Raw genomic sequence first — 14,688 nt, forward strand, 5'->3', positions numbered from 1 at the left:
CCGTGCATACGCCCGCCAAGTAGCAGATGTGTCCGGTTCCAACGTGCAGCAGGATTACGCCTTGGTTTGACGGTACTGTGTGAAATCGGGATCGTGAGTCATCGCCCAGTAATCGACGAACCGCCACGGCATCGCCGAAAATACCCGCCCTTGGCTGTTGCGGTAATAGGTCGTCATACCTGGATGAGACCAGATCAGCTGCTCATGTTCGGCGTCGACTTTTTCAATGTACTGATCGTGCGCGTCCTGACGAACATCGATCGCGGCGATGTCGCGTTCGATCATCTCGACCAGGCAGGCACTGATGTAGCGGCTTTGGCACTCCGACTGAAAGATCACGCTGCCGCCATGCGCAGGCCCGGAGTTCGGGCCGAGCATGACAAAGAAGTTCGGAAAGTCAGGCACGTTGAGCCCGAGATAGGCTGTCGGGTTATCGTTGGCCCAGGCCTGCCTGAGGTCCTTGCCGTCACGGCCGGTAATGTTGAGGCGCGCCGCCATCTCGGTGACCTTGAAGCCGGTCGAGATCACGATGATGTCGGCCGGCCGCGATGTGCCATCCGAGGCGACAATGCCGTCAGCCGCGAAATGGTCGATGCTGTCGGTGACCAGTTCGACATTCGGTTTTGTCAACGTCTTGAACCAATTGTTGTCCAGCAGGATGCGCTTGCCGTAGGGCGGATAAGTCGGCACGCATTTCTCAATCAGGTCGGGACGGTCCTTGAGTTCGGACAGGATAAAATCCGTCAACTCCTCGCGATGGCGGTCGTTGCCCTTGTTCACAGCGCGCTCGGGATGCGGCCAGTTCGGATCCTTGCGCAGGAACGGCAGCAGGCCGTCGCCGTAGCGCCAGAACATGTTGAAGCGGTACCACTGCACATAGAAAGGCAGATGCGCGAGCAGCCATTGCGCACCGTCGCTGATCGGGTCGGAATAGCCCGTGACCGGTCGTGCCCATTGCGCGGTCCGTTGATAGACGGTCAGCGACGCTACCCGGTCGGCGATCGACGGCACCAGCTGCATCGCGGTGGCGCCGGTGCCGATGACGGCGACATGCTTGCCGTCGAGCTTGATGCCCTCCGACCACAACGCGGAATGCAGGGTCTGCCCTTTGAAATCTTCCTCGCCCTTGAAATGCGCGGGCGAGGGGTCGTTGAGCTGGCCGATCGCGCTGACAAGGGTCGTCGATTCAAAAATCTCCTCGCCATGCGCTGTCTTCAACGTTGAAATCCAGCGCCGCTTGTTCTCATCCCAGCGCGAAGACGTCAGTTCGGTGTTGAGGCGGAGGTGCTTTCGAATGTCGTATTCGAGCGCGACCTTCTTGAGGTAGTCGAGCAATTCCTGACGCTGGGCAAAATAGCGCGTCCATGGATTTCTCGCGCCGAACGAGAAGGAGTAAGAGTGGTTCGGCGTGTCGACGCCGCAACCGGGGTAACGATTGACATACCAGGTACCGCCGAGTTCCGCGTTCTTCTCGACGATGGTGTAGGGAATGCCGAGGCGGCCGAGCGCGACGCCAAGCGCGATTGCGCAGACGCCGGCGCCGACAATCAGCACATGCTGCTGCGCCAGTCTGTCGTCGGCCGGAGGTTTGGTCCAGCTGATGTCGCGGGGGATAAAGCCCATTTCCTCGCGCATCAGCGGCGCATATTCCGGCGTGACGTTTTCGCCGAGCGTCGCGCGCATCATCTTCAGCATCAATTCGTCGCCGGGGTCTGATATCGCAGGCTTGGGCTCGCCATTGGCGAACAGCTTCACGACAGCAGCGCGGATTTCGTCCTGCACTTCGCGGGGCAGGCCGGCCTCGGGGTCCGGGATCAGGCGAACGTCGCGCCTCGGCTTGTACGGTGGCTCCAGCCAGCGTTCGTCGCCGGTCATGTGGACCAGCACCATCAGCAGCACGCGGATATCGCCTTCGGCGATGGCCGATGCGAGATCGAGTTTCTTGCGGGGCATCTCGATATTCATGCTCGTATCCTTGTTACGGGCCAGGCGCTTCGCGCAGGCCGCCATAGGCGGCCCAGGTGGTGCCGGCGATGTATCCGGCGTCGACCGGCAGGTTGATGCCGGTGACACCGCTGCTCATCGGTGACAGCAACCACGCAATCGCCTGTGCGACCTCGATCGGCTCGACCAGCCGGTTCATCGCGGTCGGGTTTTCGAGCAGGCGCTTGTTGAGCGCGCCGGAGGCGATGCCGGCTTCCAGCGCCGCGGTGCGGGTGAAGCCGGGAGAGACGGCATTGACGCGCACGCCGGTACGGCCCCATTCGGCGGCAAGCGTCTGCGTGATCTGAATGACGCCGGCTTTGGCGGCGGTGTAGGCGTGGATTGGACCTGACGTCATGCCCGCGACCGACGCGACATTGACAATGGCGCCGCGCCGGCGCTCGGCCATTTTGACGCCAACGCTACGCGCGACCAAAAATGTCCCGCGCAGATCGATATTGACCTCGCGGTCCCATTGATCCATCCGCACCCGCTCGACCGGATGCATCTTGCCGAACACGCCGGCGGCATTGACGAGGCCACTGATCGGGCCGTGGGCTGTCTCGATATCGGCGATGCCGCTGACGACGGCGCTCTCGCTGGCGACATCGAAAGGGGCAGGCCACAGGATCGTCTTGGTGCCGGCCAGCGGTTCCGGCGCAATGTCCGTGATCACAACACGCTGGCCTTGTTCGGCCAGAAGCGTCGCGGTCGCCGCACCAATGCCGCGGCTTCCGCCGGTGACGAGAACGATACAATCAGCGTTCATGGTCGTTGCCTTTGCCGGCTGAATTGAAGAGCCCGCGCGTCATCAGCTTCTGGTAGGCGGAGATGACATGGTCGGGCACGGCCGTGACCGCACCGTTCGAGTACGAATACCGCCGGCTCAGATAGCCGCGGGCACCCATCAATATTTGGACGATGGCCTCGAATTCCTCGTCGCTATAGCTATCAACCGCGCCGGCAAGCCGCGCGCGCTTAAGGATACGGACATAGGCCGTCGAGATATTGTCGAAATGCTTCTGGTAGCCGATCGGCGCAAAGAACTCGGCCTCGTTGAGGATGCGCAGGAATTCCGGTACCTCGCGGATGAAGTCGAAGAAGGCGCTGAAGCGTTCGACTTCCTGCTGCGCGGTCTGTGCCGTGCCGGTGCGCGCACGGATGAAGCGCACCATGTCGATGCCGATTGTTGGCAGCAATTGATCCAGCAGTTCCTGGCGGTTTTCGAAATGGTTGTAGAACGTGCCCTGCGCGACGCCGGCTTCCTCGGTGATGCGGGCGACGGAGGCTTCGGCATAGCCGTATTTGCCGACGATCTTGGTCGCGGCGTCGAATATCTTGCGCTTGGTCCAGGCGTTGCGCTCGACGCGGTTGAGTTTTGTGACCTTGCCGGAATTGGCTCGCGTTGCCTGCGTCATGAAGCCTCCAGTTCGGCGCGCAGCACGCGCTTGAGCACCTTGCCCGACGGGTTGCGCGGCAAGCTATCGCGGATGATCAATTGCTTCGGCACCTTGAAGCTGGCGAGCCGCGCGCGGCAATGATCGGTCAGGGCAGGCAGCTCCAGCGCGGCGCCTTCTCCCAACACCACGATCGCAACGGGCTTCTCGCCCCAGCGTTCATCGGGCAGGCCGATGACGGCGCATTCGCGCACCTGCGGCAATTCATAGATCACGCGTTCGACTTCGGACGACGCGATATTCTCGCCACCGGAGATGATCATGTCCTTCTTGCGGTCGGTGAGATAGAGGAAGCCGTCTTCATCGAGGTAGCCGACGTCGCCGGTGCGGAACCAGTCCCCGAAGAAAGCGGCTGCGGTTTTCTCGGGATCTTTCCAGTAGCCTTGCGTGACCTTCGGTCCGCGCAGGCAGATTTCGCCGTTTTCGCCGGGTGCCAGGCGACGGCCGGCATCGTCGCGGATTTCGACCTCGACATGGGCGATGGCGCGGCCGGTCGATCCGATCTTTTCGATCTCGCGGCCGGCTTCCATGAAAGTGTCGCCGCCGCAGGTTTCCGTCAGGCCATAGGCGTCGATGTAGCGGGCATTGCCAAAGTATTCGGAGAAGCTGCGGATGCGCGCTTCCGGTGTCTTCTCGCCGCCGCCGATCGCCCATCGCAGGCTCGAGACGTCGTAGCGATCGCGGGTCGGGCAGGTGAGGATCGCTGTTGTCATCACGGGCGCGAACCAGGCCGCGTTCAGTTTCTCGGCTTCGATCGCCGCCAGCGCCTGTTCGGGTTCGAAGTTGCGGTGGATTGAAAGCATGCCGCCATGCCAGAGCACTGCAATCCCCGGCAGATCGAGTGCGCCGACATGGTAGAGCGGGCCGACCACCAGCAATCGCGTCTCGGCGTTCAGTCCGAGCGCCAGCGTCTGGTCGGCCGACTTCCAGTAGATGTTCTCATAGGTGAGCATCACGCCCTTGGGCCGGTCCGTGGTGCCTGACGTGTACATCAGCCGCATCAGGTCGCGGGGTTGTCTTGGATGCATCGGGGCTGGGGTCATGTCAGGCGCGAGCCGCGAGATGCCGGACTGCGCGGCCTCTTCGAGCAGCACCACGGGAACGTTACCTGCTGCGATGCCGGCCAGCTCTTCGTCTGCGATCAGAATGCGCGCGCCGGAATTGCCGACGATGTAGCCGACCTCGTCGGCCGACAGCCGATAGTTGATCGGCAGAAACACCGCGCCGACGTGGCTGGTTGCAAACACCAGTTCGAGAAACGCGGTGCTGTTCTTCATCAGCACCGCGACGACATCGCCGGCGCCGATGCCGCGCGCGGCGAGCCAGCCGCCCACCTGGCCGATGCGGCGGTGGAAGTCGGCGTAGGAGATCTCCTCGCCGCGGTATTTCAGCGCACAGCGGTCGGGCGTCCGCCTGGCATGAAACGCGATGAAGCTCGAAAGGTTGATCATTTCTCGGCTCAAAAGGCCGGATTCCGGCCCGATCTCCCGTTAGATGAATTATGACTCGTAATTCATATTTGGCTTGACGTCACCCCCCTTGCTCTGAAATCTTGTGAGTACGGGGGCAACACGATCCCCGGCTGGGATTTGGGCAGGAAACTGGGAACGCAAACCCGAGAGGGAGGGAATAATGACGAGAACCCGCAAACCGGGCATCAGCCGCCGTTCAACACTGGCGCTGATGGGCGCCGGTGCCGTGACTTTCGCGACACCGTGGGTGGCGCGGGCGCAGGCCAAGACCATCAAGGTCGGCATGCCGACCATTCTCTCCGGCCGCGTGGCGCAACTCGGAACGTCATCGCGCAACGGCGTGATGCTGGAAGTCGAGAAGGTCAACGCCGCCGGCGGCCTCGCCGGCCGGCAGATCGAGATGGTGATCCGCGATTCCAAGGGGCAGCCGCAGGAAGCCGCCCGCGTGGCGCGCGAACTGGTCAACACCGATGGCTGCGAACTCCTGATCGATGCCGAGGCGTCATCCGGAGCGTTCGCCGTGCACGAAGTCGCGCGCGATCTCGGCGTGCTCTGCCTTCATACCAACTCGGAAACCTCGGCGCTGACAGCCGATCCCAAGCAGCACATTCCCAACGCGTTCCGCACCGCGCGCCAGGGCGTGCATGACTCGATCGTCGGCGGCAGCTACGCGGCGGCGATCTCGAAGGCGAAGGGCCTGAAGAAATGGGCCACCTGCGCGCCCGATTACGCCTATGGCCGTGATACCACGGGCGAGTTCACGCTGTATCTGAAGCGCTTCGCGCCCGACGTCGAGATCATCAGCGAGTCCTGGCCAAAGCTGTTCCAGCCCGACTACACCGAGGTGGTGACGAAAATCCTGCAGGCCAAGCCGCAGGCGCTGTATTCCTGCCTGTGGGGTGGTGATCTGACCTCCTATATCGATCAGGCCAATATCTATGCGCTGTTCACCCAGATGGAGGTGTTTGCGGTCAACATGGCCGACTACACCGCACTCACAGTGGTGAAGAACCTGCCCAAGGGCATTCATTCCGGCAACCGCTACATCAAGACCTATCCTGCGACCGCGGAGAACGCGGCCTGGGGCGATGCCTACAAGGCGAAATACAACGAGTACCCGACCAACTGGTCGTGGGAGAACGCAACCGCGATCATGTTGCTCGCCGAGGCCTCAAAGAAGGCGAATTCCGCTGACGGCAAGAAGATTGCGGAGGCATTGCGTGGCCTCAAGATCAAATCGCCGTTCGGCGCCGACGGCACCGTGACGATGCGGGCCGAGGACCAGACCCTGATCGGCTATGCAATCGGGTGGGGTACGACGATCCCGCAAGAGCCCTACGTGCCGGAGGTCAAGCCGGGCGACTGGAAGAGCATTCTCGAACTCGAAGCCGAGTGGAAGAAGAGCAAGGGCTACACCTGATCGATCCGCGAAACGGAGGCGGCGCAGGCCGCCTCCGTTCACCGCCCCATGGTTCTTTCGCGCACCGATCTTCCGGCACGCCGTAACGGATATTTTCCTTGGATCTCGATACACTCACCGGCTGTCTCGCCAGCTCCGCCTGTCTGGTGACGCAAACCACCAGCGGCTTCATCATCGGCATGTTGCTGTTTCTCGTCGCCGTCGGGCTGACGCTGATTTTCGGCGTGCTCAAGGTGGTGAATTTCAGCCACGGCGCTTTCTACATGTTCGGCGCCTATTTCGCGATGACGGCCTATCAGCTAACCGGCAGCTTTGCGCTGGCGATGCTGTGCGGTGCGGCCGGCACCGCGCTGCTGGGCTTGATCTTCGAACGCGTCTTCATGAGCCGGGTCTACGGCCGCGACGTGTTGATGCAGGTCCTCGTCTGCTACGCCTTCGTGCTGATATTTGACGACGTCGTACGGATGATCTGGGGACCGGAATTCAAGTCGATGGGCATGCCGGCGGCGTTCCAGGTGGCGCCGCTGTTCATCGCCGGCGGCGTGGTGCCGCCCTATTATCTGCTGCTGATCGGCGTCGCGCTGGTGGCCGCGATCGTTCTCGGCCTCGGTCTTTCCCGCACCCGGATCGGCAAGGTGATCCGGGCCGCGGCGCATAATCCGGGCATGGTGTCCGCGCTCGGCATCAACACCGGCCTGATCTATGGCGGCGTGTTCGCGCTCGGCGGCATGCTGGCGGGACTGGCCGGCGCGCTCGCGGCACCCGTCCGTTCGCTGACGCCGGGGATGGGATTTTCGGTGCTGATCGAATCCTTCATCGTCACCGTGATCGGCGGCATGGGCTCGATCCTGGGCGCGCTGATCGGCGCGCTCCTGATCGGCATGATCCGCTCGTTCGGTTCGCTCGGCTTTCCCCTGTTTACGGAAGGCCTGATGTATCTGTTCATGGTGATCGTGCTGGTCTCCCGCCCGACCGGCCTGTTCGGCAAGGAGGTCGCGTGACCGAATTGCAGGCCGAACAGGCGAGCAAGGTGCTCGACAACTCCCTTACCCAGGCAAAGCCGCGCCCCAACCGGGATGCCCTGATTGCGCTTGCGGTCTTTGTCGTGCTTGCCCTGCTGCCGATGCTCACCAGCAGCAAATTCTTGCTCGACTTCGTGATCCGTTGCGCGGCCTATGGGCTGTTCGCGACGTCGCTCAACCTTCTGGTCGGCTACACCGGACTGACGTCGTTTGGCCACGGCATGTTCTTTGGCCTTGGCGCCTACGGCTTCGGGCTGATGATGCAGAAGACCGGTGTTGCCGTGCCGGTGGCTTTCGTTGCAACGCTGGCGATCACGTTTGTCGTCGCCCTCGTCATTGGTGCGATTTGCGTGCGGCTGAAGGAGATCTATTTCGCCTTCGTGACACTGGCGTTCCAGATGCTGATCCATTCGACCATCCTGTCCTGGGTATCGCTGACCGGCGGCGATCAGGGATTGCGCGGCGGCATTCCCCGGCCGCCATTTTTAGGCATTGATCTATCGAACCATCTGCATCTGTACGTTGTCAGCTGCGCGCTGCTGGTGATCGGGTTGTTCTTGATGCACCAGATCGCGCAGTCGCCGTTCGGCTACACGCTGCGCATGATCCGCGACAACGCCACGCGGGCGAGCTTCATCGGCATCGACGTCTGGCGCGCCAAACTGACGATCTTCGTGCTCGCGGCGCTGTTCGCCTCGACCGGCGGCATCATCATGGCGCTGTTCGTCTCCGGCGCTTATCCGGAATTCGCCTATTGGACGATTTCGGGCGAGGGCATCTTCATCAACATGCTCGGCGGTGTGACCACATTCCTGGGGCCGATGGTCGGCACCGCGCTGTTCCTGATCCTCAACGATACCGTCACGCGTGTGACCGAGTATCACGGCATCGTTCTCGGTATCGTGATCCTGTTCTTCGCCATCGGCCTGCGGAAAGGCCTGATGGATTTCGTGATCGAATGGTACGCGCAGCGCCGCGAGCGTTCCGGGGAGCGCGCATCATGAGTCCGGCGGCAAAGGCGCGGGTCAGCGTGGTGACGGGCGGTGCCAGCGGGATTGGCGCGGCTTGCGCGCGGGAATTGGCCGCGAGCGGCGATCTTGTGATGGTCGTCGATCGCGATTTGGCGAAGGCCAGGGATGTCGCCGCGGAATTTGGCGGCAGGGCCTACGTCGCCGATGTCGGGGACGAGACCAGCGTCGAGGCCTGCGCGGAAGCGATTGAGCGCGAATGCGGGCCGGTCGATGTGCTCGTCAACAGTGCCGGGATCATCCAGGTGCCGGTGCGGCCGCACGATTTGCCGATGTCGGCCTGGGACGACGTCGTTCGTGTCGACCAGCGCGGCACCTATGTCGCCTGCCTCGCCTTTGCCCGGCGCATGATCGCGCGCAAACGCGGCAGCATCGTCAATATCGCCTCGATCGCCGGCATGCGCTCGATGCCCTTACATGCCTATGCCCCGGCCAAGGCGGCCGTGATTGCGATCACCGAATGCCTCGCCGCGGAGTGGGGCCCCTCCGGCGTGCGGGTGAACGCGGTTTCTCCGGGCTATACGCTGACGCCGGCGCTGAAGAACGCGATTGATCGTGGCGAGCGGGATGTCTCCGCGCTATCAGCCAATGCCGCGCTGCGCCGTCTGGTCGACCCTTCCGAAATCGGTCGTGTGGTCGCCTTTCTTGCCTCCGATGCCGCGTCCGCGATTACGGGCGCCAATTTGCCGGTCGATTGCGGTTGGTTGGCCGGTACATCATGGAGCACCTATGGCGGACTTCGGGAGGCGAGTGGCTAGCCATGCTCAGGATTCGCGGACTCTCGAAATCCTTCGGTGGCGTCAAGGCGACCGACAACGTGACGCTGGATTTCCCTGATGGCTCGTTGACATCAGTCATCGGCCCCAATGGTGCCGGCAAGAGCACGTTCTTCAACCTGATCACCGGGGCGCTGAAGCCGGATTCCGGTCAGATCCTGCTCAATGGCGTCGACCTTGCCGGGCGTTCGCCGCCCGAGATCGTGCGCCATGGCATCGGCCGCGCGTTCCAGGTCGCAAGTATTTTTCCCTCGCTCACGGTGGAGGAAACGATGCTGGCCGCCGTCGGCGCCGATCAGCGCCGCGCCGGTGTAATGCATCGAAGATTTCCGCTGGCTGAAACCCGCGACCGCGCTGAGCATGCGATGGAATTGCTGGGGCTTGCCAGCAAGCGCAGCCGCACCGCAGCGACGCTGTCGCATGGCGACCAGAAGCTGCTCGATATCGCGCTGGCGCTGGTGCTCGATCCCAAGGTGCTGCTGCTCGACGAGCCCACCGCCGGCATGGGTACCGAGGAGCGCTGGCGCATGATCGACAAGGTCAGGGAGCTCTGGGAGAAACAGAAGATCACGGTCGTCTTCATCGAGCACGACATGGACATCGTATTCAAGATCGCGCCCGAGATCGTGGTGCTGTGCTACGGCCGGATCCTCGCCACCGGCAAGCCCGAAGCAATCCGCCGCAACGAGGCCGTTATCGAGGCCTATCTCGGCACCGAACATCCCGCGGAGGCCGCGATATGAGCGCGCAGCCGGTGGTGCAGGTCGAGGACCTCGACGTTTTTTACGGCAGCAGCCAGATCCTGTTCGGCGTCGGCCTGTCGGTGCGGCAGGGCGAGACCATGGCGCTGCTCGGCCGTAACGGCGCCGGCAAGTCGACCACGATGAAGGCGATCATGGGCCTGGCGCCGGCGCGCCGCGGCAAGGTCACCCTGCGGGGCAAGACCGTATCCGGGCTGAAGCCGCACCACATCGCCCGCGCCGGCCTCGGCTTCGTGCCGGAGGATCGCCAGATTTTCCCCGAGCATACGGTGGAAGACAATCTGGAGATCGGCGCCAAGAAGGGTCCCGATGGCCAGGACGAATGGTCGATCCGGCGCATCTACGATGTATTTCCGCTGCTGGAGCCGTTGCGGCACCGGATCGCGGGACGTCTCTCAGGCGGCGAGCAGCAGATGCTGGCGATTGCACGCACCCTGATGGGTAATCCGGCGCTGCTGCTGCTGGACGAGCCGAGCGAGGGGCTGGCGCCGATCATCGTGCAGCGGATTGGCGAATTGCTGCGGCAACTGCGCGGTACCGGTGCCACGGTGTTGATCGCCGAGCAGAACATGCATTTTTGCCTTGGCCTTGCGAGCCACGCGACGGTTATCGACAAGGGCCAGATCGTCTACACATCCGGTATCGAAGAGCTGAAAGCCAACGAGAACATTCGTCAGCGCTATCTGGCGCTGTAGCTTTCGGCCCGGCCCGGAGCGTTTTCAAGCGAAGTGGATACCGGTTCGCGCGAAGAAAACGCGTCAAAACAAAAATCAAGAGCTTCGGTTCTGATTCCACCAGAACCGATTGCGCGGTGTGGGGGAACAATGCCAATCAATCGGATGCTATCGCCGACGCATGAGGCGCCGTATCGCGGCTTGCGGGTGCTCGATTTCGGGCAGGGCATCGCCTCGCCCTATTGCGCGATGTTGCTCGGTGTCTACGGGGCTGAAATCATCAAGGTTGAGCCGCCGGAGGGGGATTGGTCGCGCTTTCTTGGCACCACCTATGGAAACCATACGACGCTGTCGGCGGTCTATAACCGCGGCAAGCGCAGCCTCTGCCTCGATTTGAAGCACAAGGACGCGATTGCGGTCGCCCGGCGGCTGGCCAAGGACTGCGACGTCCTGATCGAAGGTTTTCGCCCCGGTGTCGCCGCCCGGCTTGGAATTGGCTACGAGGAGCTCTCGCGCGACAATCCCGGCTTGATCTATCTCTCGGTGAGCGCATTCGGGCAGAGCGGTCCTTACTCAAAACGGCCCGGCTCGGATTCCGTGGCGCAGGCGTTTTCCGGCCTGGTGTCGATCAATGTCGGCAATGACAAGACCCCGCACCGGGTCGGCACGACCGTCTCCGACGTCGTGACCGGCGTCTACGCCTTCCAGGCGATATCAACCACGCTGTTCGCGCGCGCCACCGTCGGCACCGGCCGCTGGATCGACGTAAATCTCTGCCAGTCGACGGCGGCGCTGCTTGGCCACAAGGTCGCCGAACATATTCTGGAGGGCGGCGCGCCGCGCGCGCTCAACGTGCCGGCCGGTTCCTACCAGACCCGCGATGGCTGGATGATGGTGACGCTGGTCAACGAACCACAATACAAGCGCCTGTGCGCGGCCATCGAGCGCGACGACCTCGCCAACGATCCGCGCTTTGCGGACTTCGCCAGCCGGGCTGACGCGGCCGACACGTTGATCTCGCAGCTGCGCGAGGTGTTTCTGGCGCGACCGACCGACGTCTGGCTGTCGCGGTTGCATGCGGCTGATATCATCGCCGAACGCATCCTCAATCCCGGGGAGTGGCTGCGCAATCCACACGTCGAAGCGACCAACGCGTCGGTGTGCCAGGATACCCCCGGCGTCGGTCCGGTCTACACGCCGCGCACGCCGGGTATTGCCAGCCTTTCCGAAGACGCACTTTGCCCCGCGCCGGATATCGGACAGGATAGCGTTGCGGTCCTGACCGAGGCCGGGTTCGATCGCAACACCATCGATGATTTGATCGCGGCCGGCGCGGTGCGTCAGGCCAGACAATAGGGAAGCGGCATCATGAGCGCTGAACTCGTTCGCTACTCCGTCTCGGACAAGATCGCGGAGATCATGCTGGACCGGCCGCCGGTCAACGCGCTGAGCATGCCGCTGATCGATGCGCTGCTGGCAGCGCTGCAGAAAGCGAAGGACGATCCGTCGGTATCATCAGTCATCGTCGGCAGCCTGCACAAGGTGTTTTGTGCCGGGCTCGATCTCGACATCGTCAGGGGCAAGCCGGGGATCGAAACCAAGAAATTCCTCGAGCGGCTGTATTTCGCGCTCAACGATACCCAGTATCGCATGGGCAAGCCAACGATTGCCGCGGTCGACGGCGCGGTGCGGGCCGGCGGCATGACGATTGCGATCTCCTGCGACATGATCGTCGCGGGCGAGGCCTCGACCTTCGGCTATCCGGAGATCGATGTCGGGCTGATCCCGGCGATCCACTTCGTGCAACTGCCCCGGCTGGTTGGAAAGCACCAGGCGTTTGGCCCGCTGTTTCTGGGCGAGCCCTTTGATGCCGCGACCGCATTCCGCATGGGTCTTTTGAGTGAAGTGGTGCCGAAGGGGACCGCGCTCGACCGCGCCCGGGAGATTGCGCGGAAGCTGGCTGCCAAGTCGCCGATCGTAATGAAGATCGGCCGCGATGCCTTCATGCGCGCGGTCGACGCCGATTTCCGCCGTTCGGTCGAGAACACGGCCGAAAGCTTTGCGCTTGTGGCGACGACGGAAGATTGTCAGGAAGGGTTGAACGCGTTCGTCGAGAAACGGGCGCCAAACTACAAGGGGCGCTGATGGCCGGATTGTATTTCGAGGAGTTCGAGGTCGGTCGGGAATTTCATCATGAGTTCAGCCGGACTGTCACCGAGATGGACAATACGATGTTCAGCCTGCTGACGATGAATCCGCAGCCGCTGCATATCGATGCGCATTTCTCCGAGAATACCGAGTTCGGCCAACGGCTGTTCAACAGCCTCTATACGCTCGGCATCATGATCGGCATGAGCGTCTACGATACGACGCTGGGCACGACGGTCGGCAATCTGGGCATGACCGACGTCAAATTCCCAAAACCGGTGTTTCACGGCGATACGCTGAAATCCCATACCAGGATCATCTCCAAGCGCGCCAGCAAGTCGCGGCCGACGCAGGGGATCGTCGAGTTCGAGCACACCATGACCAATCAGCGCGGGGAGGTGGTTGCGAGCTGCCGCCGCACCGGGCTGATGCATTGCAAACCAAAGGCGTGATTTGATGCGATCGTTTCTGTTCGTTCCGGGCGACAGTCTGCGCAAGTTCGAAAATGCCAGGAAGACCGCGGCCGATGCGTTGATCCTCGATCTCGAGGATTCGATCGCGCCGGACGAGAAGGTCGGGGCGCGCCGCACCGTGCGCGAAATGCTCGATGCGCGGAACCGGAGCCAGAAGATCTATATCCGCGTCAACGCGCTCGATACCGGCATGACGCTGGGCGATCTCGCCGCCGTGATCCCGGGTCGGCCCGATGGCGTCGTGCTGCCGAAATGTGCCGGCGCTGCCGATGTTAATAAACTGTCGCTGTATCTCGATGCGTTCGAAGCCGCATCTGACATCGAACATGGAACCACCCGGATCGTGACGGTGGCGACGGAGACCGCGCGGGCGGTGCTCAAGCTGCTCGATTTCGAGAACATGAGCCCGCGCCTATGGGGCATGATGTGGGGCGCGGAGGATCTCGCGGCGTCCCTCGGCGCCTCGCGCAACCGGACCGCGGGCCGATATCACGGGCCGTTCTTGCTGGCACGCGACCTCTGCCTGATCAGCGCCGCGGCTGCTGGCGTCGTCGCGATCGACACCATCGCAACCGACATCAACGATCTCGAAGGCCTGCGGGAAGAATCGATTGCCGCGCGTCAGGACGGATTTCTGGCGAAGGCGGTGATCCATCCCAAGCACGTCGATGTCGTCAACGCCGCCTTCCTGCCGACCGACGAAGAGATCGCCTGGTCGGAGCAGATCGTCAAAGCCTTCAACGACAATCCGGCCTCCGGCGTCGTCAAGATCGACGGCAAGATGATCGACAAGCCGCATCTGCGCGCCGCTGAGAAGATTCTGGCGCTGCGGGCCAAGTAGGGTGGGCAAAGGCGCTCTTGCGCCGTGCCCACCATCTACTTCGATGGCCTGAATGGTGGGTACGCTGCGCTTTGCCCACCCTACGAACTGCGGGCTCGGTAGAGCGGCCCGTAGCCCGGATGAGCGCAGCGATATCCGGGTAATGTTGCGAAGAATCCCGGATGTCGCGGCGCTTCGCGTACACGCCTTGCGTTTTCGTCGGCAATCACTGCTTCGTGCGACAAATTGGCCCGTCGGGCAAGATTTCGCTTTTCCAGAAGGGCAAATCAGGGGCACATTTCTCGCCATCCCGTCCCACTCAGAGGGCGTCGGCCGTCGTCACGGACGTTGGGCGGGTTGCGGTGGACGCTGATGTTGCGAAGACGTAACGCGACAAAAGCGTACGGCGAAGTCGTGTGGTCCTGGCGCCCCGTTGCTGGCGTCAAGTTCCTGAAAGGCCAAAAGCTGATCAGGAGCGATGGTGGCAAGCAAGCCCGTTCACCAGGGAGAGCACGATATAAGCCGTAAAGCCATTGCGCAGGGAAGGCCGGGTGTTCTCCGCTGCCCTGTATGCTCGTGTGCATTTTGTTTTGTGCAAACCGCACGCGAGACCGCGGGTGCAGCGCGCACCCGGTCTTCCCTGCGCCCTCTCAT

General features: G+C 62.6%; 14 protein-coding genes. 10 read left to right on the forward strand and 4 right to left on the reverse strand.

Annotated elements, in window-relative coordinates; genetic code table 11:
- Positions 1–54 precede the first annotated feature (54 nt).
- Genes JQ567_RS15305 through JQ567_RS15320 form a run of 4 tightly spaced genes read right to left on the reverse strand, consistent with a single transcriptional unit; the run spans position 55 to position 4,891 of the window.
- A complete protein-coding gene (locus JQ567_RS15305) occupies positions 55–1,965 on the reverse strand; it encodes an NAD(P)/FAD-dependent oxidoreductase (RefSeq protein WP_212439591.1) in 1,911 nt (636 codons plus the stop codon).
- A 13-nt stretch (positions 1,966–1,978) separates the two neighbouring features.
- On the reverse strand, positions 1,979–2,752 hold the full coding sequence (locus tag JQ567_RS15310) for an SDR family NAD(P)-dependent oxidoreductase (protein WP_212439592.1): 774 nt from the start codon (positions 2,750–2,752) through the stop codon (positions 1,979–1,981).
- Complete coding sequence (locus tag JQ567_RS15315) at positions 2,742–3,401, reverse strand: TetR/AcrR family transcriptional regulator (RefSeq protein ID WP_212439593.1); 660 nt, start codon at positions 3,399–3,401, stop codon at positions 2,742–2,744. The genes JQ567_RS15310 and JQ567_RS15315 overlap by 11 nt, the downstream gene beginning before the upstream one ends.
- Entirely contained in the window at positions 3,398–4,891 is a 1,494-nt protein-coding gene (locus tag JQ567_RS15320) for an AMP-binding protein (protein WP_212439594.1), read from the reverse strand. Before JQ567_RS15320 ends, JQ567_RS15315 begins: the two co-directional genes overlap by 4 nt.
- A 181-nt stretch (positions 4,892–5,072) precedes the next feature.
- Between JQ567_RS15320 and JQ567_RS15325 the strand changes: the two genes are divergently transcribed.
- From JQ567_RS15325 to JQ567_RS15370, 10 genes are all read left to right on the forward strand, one after another.
- Complete coding sequence (locus JQ567_RS15325; RefSeq protein ID WP_212439595.1) at positions 5,073–6,332, forward strand: ABC transporter substrate-binding protein; 1,260 nt, start codon at positions 5,073–5,075, stop codon at positions 6,330–6,332.
- A 98-nt stretch (positions 6,333–6,430) separates the two neighbouring features.
- A complete protein-coding gene (locus JQ567_RS15330; RefSeq protein ID WP_212439596.1) occupies positions 6,431–7,333 on the forward strand; it encodes a branched-chain amino acid ABC transporter permease in 903 nt (300 codons plus the stop codon).
- Positions 7,330–8,358, forward strand: a complete 1,029-nt coding sequence (locus tag JQ567_RS15335; RefSeq protein WP_409363601.1) for a branched-chain amino acid ABC transporter permease — start codon at positions 7,330–7,332, stop codon at positions 8,356–8,358. Before JQ567_RS15330 ends, JQ567_RS15335 begins: the two co-directional genes overlap by 4 nt.
- Positions 8,355–9,140, forward strand: coding sequence for an SDR family NAD(P)-dependent oxidoreductase (locus JQ567_RS15340; protein ID WP_212439597.1), 786 nt, complete (start codon positions 8,355–8,357; stop codon positions 9,138–9,140). Before JQ567_RS15335 ends, JQ567_RS15340 begins: the two co-directional genes overlap by 4 nt.
- Before the next feature lie 2 nt (positions 9,141–9,142).
- Positions 9,143–9,901 carry an ABC transporter ATP-binding protein gene (locus JQ567_RS15345; RefSeq protein WP_212439598.1) on the forward strand — a complete coding sequence of 253 codons (759 nt, stop codon included), beginning with the start codon at positions 9,143–9,145 and terminating at the stop codon, positions 9,899–9,901.
- A complete protein-coding gene (locus JQ567_RS15350; RefSeq protein ID WP_212439599.1) occupies positions 9,898–10,614 on the forward strand; it encodes an ABC transporter ATP-binding protein in 717 nt (238 codons plus the stop codon). Before JQ567_RS15345 ends, JQ567_RS15350 begins: the two co-directional genes overlap by 4 nt.
- A 129-nt stretch (positions 10,615–10,743) precedes the next feature.
- Entirely contained in the window at positions 10,744–11,949 is a 1,206-nt protein-coding gene (locus tag JQ567_RS15355) for a CaiB/BaiF CoA-transferase family protein (protein WP_212439600.1), read from the forward strand.
- 12 nt (positions 11,950–11,961) lie between these two features.
- A complete protein-coding gene (locus JQ567_RS15360) occupies positions 11,962–12,738 on the forward strand; it encodes an enoyl-CoA hydratase/isomerase family protein (RefSeq protein WP_212439601.1) in 777 nt (258 codons plus the stop codon).
- A complete protein-coding gene (locus tag JQ567_RS15365) occupies positions 12,738–13,193 on the forward strand; it encodes a MaoC family dehydratase (RefSeq protein ID WP_212272115.1) in 456 nt (151 codons plus the stop codon). Before JQ567_RS15360 ends, JQ567_RS15365 begins: the two co-directional genes overlap by 1 nt.
- A 4-nt stretch (positions 13,194–13,197) precedes the next feature.
- Positions 13,198–14,055, forward strand: coding sequence for a CoA ester lyase (locus JQ567_RS15370; protein ID WP_212439602.1), 858 nt, complete (start codon positions 13,198–13,200; stop codon positions 14,053–14,055).
- The last annotated feature ends 633 nt before the right edge of the window (positions 14,056–14,688 follow it).

Source organism: Bradyrhizobium sp. AUGA SZCCT0431, from assembly GCF_018131065.1.
Classification (GTDB): domain Bacteria; phylum Pseudomonadota; class Alphaproteobacteria; order Rhizobiales; family Xanthobacteraceae; genus Bradyrhizobium.

Coding starts and splice junctions, on each gene's coding strand:
- JQ567_RS15305 (WP_212439591.1), bottom strand. CDS start 1,965: ATGAATATCGAGATGCCCCGCAAGAAACTCGATCTCGCATCGGCCATC.
- JQ567_RS15310 (WP_212439592.1), bottom strand. CDS start 2,752: ATGAACGCTGATTGTATCGTTCTCGTCACCGGCGGAAGCCGCGGCATT.
- JQ567_RS15315 (WP_212439593.1), bottom strand. CDS start 3,401: ATGACGCAGGCAACGCGAGCCAATTCCGGCAAGGTCACAAAACTCAAC.
- JQ567_RS15320 (WP_212439594.1), bottom strand. CDS start 4,891: ATGATCAACCTTTCGAGCTTCATCGCGTTTCATGCCAGGCGGACGCCC.
- JQ567_RS15325 (WP_212439595.1), top strand. CDS start 5,073: ATGACGAGAACCCGCAAACCGGGCATCAGCCGCCGTTCAACACTGGCG.
- JQ567_RS15340 (WP_212439597.1), top strand. CDS start 8,355: ATGAGTCCGGCGGCAAAGGCGCGGGTCAGCGTGGTGACGGGCGGTGCC.
- JQ567_RS15345 (WP_212439598.1), top strand. CDS start 9,143: ATGCTCAGGATTCGCGGACTCTCGAAATCCTTCGGTGGCGTCAAGGCG.
- JQ567_RS15350 (WP_212439599.1), top strand. CDS start 9,898: ATGAGCGCGCAGCCGGTGGTGCAGGTCGAGGACCTCGACGTTTTTTAC.
- JQ567_RS15355 (WP_212439600.1), top strand. CDS start 10,744: ATGCCAATCAATCGGATGCTATCGCCGACGCATGAGGCGCCGTATCGC.
- JQ567_RS15360 (WP_212439601.1), top strand. CDS start 11,962: ATGAGCGCTGAACTCGTTCGCTACTCCGTCTCGGACAAGATCGCGGAG.
- JQ567_RS15365 (WP_212272115.1), top strand. CDS start 12,738: ATGGCCGGATTGTATTTCGAGGAGTTCGAGGTCGGTCGGGAATTTCAT.
- JQ567_RS15370 (WP_212439602.1), top strand. CDS start 13,198: ATGCGATCGTTTCTGTTCGTTCCGGGCGACAGTCTGCGCAAGTTCGAA.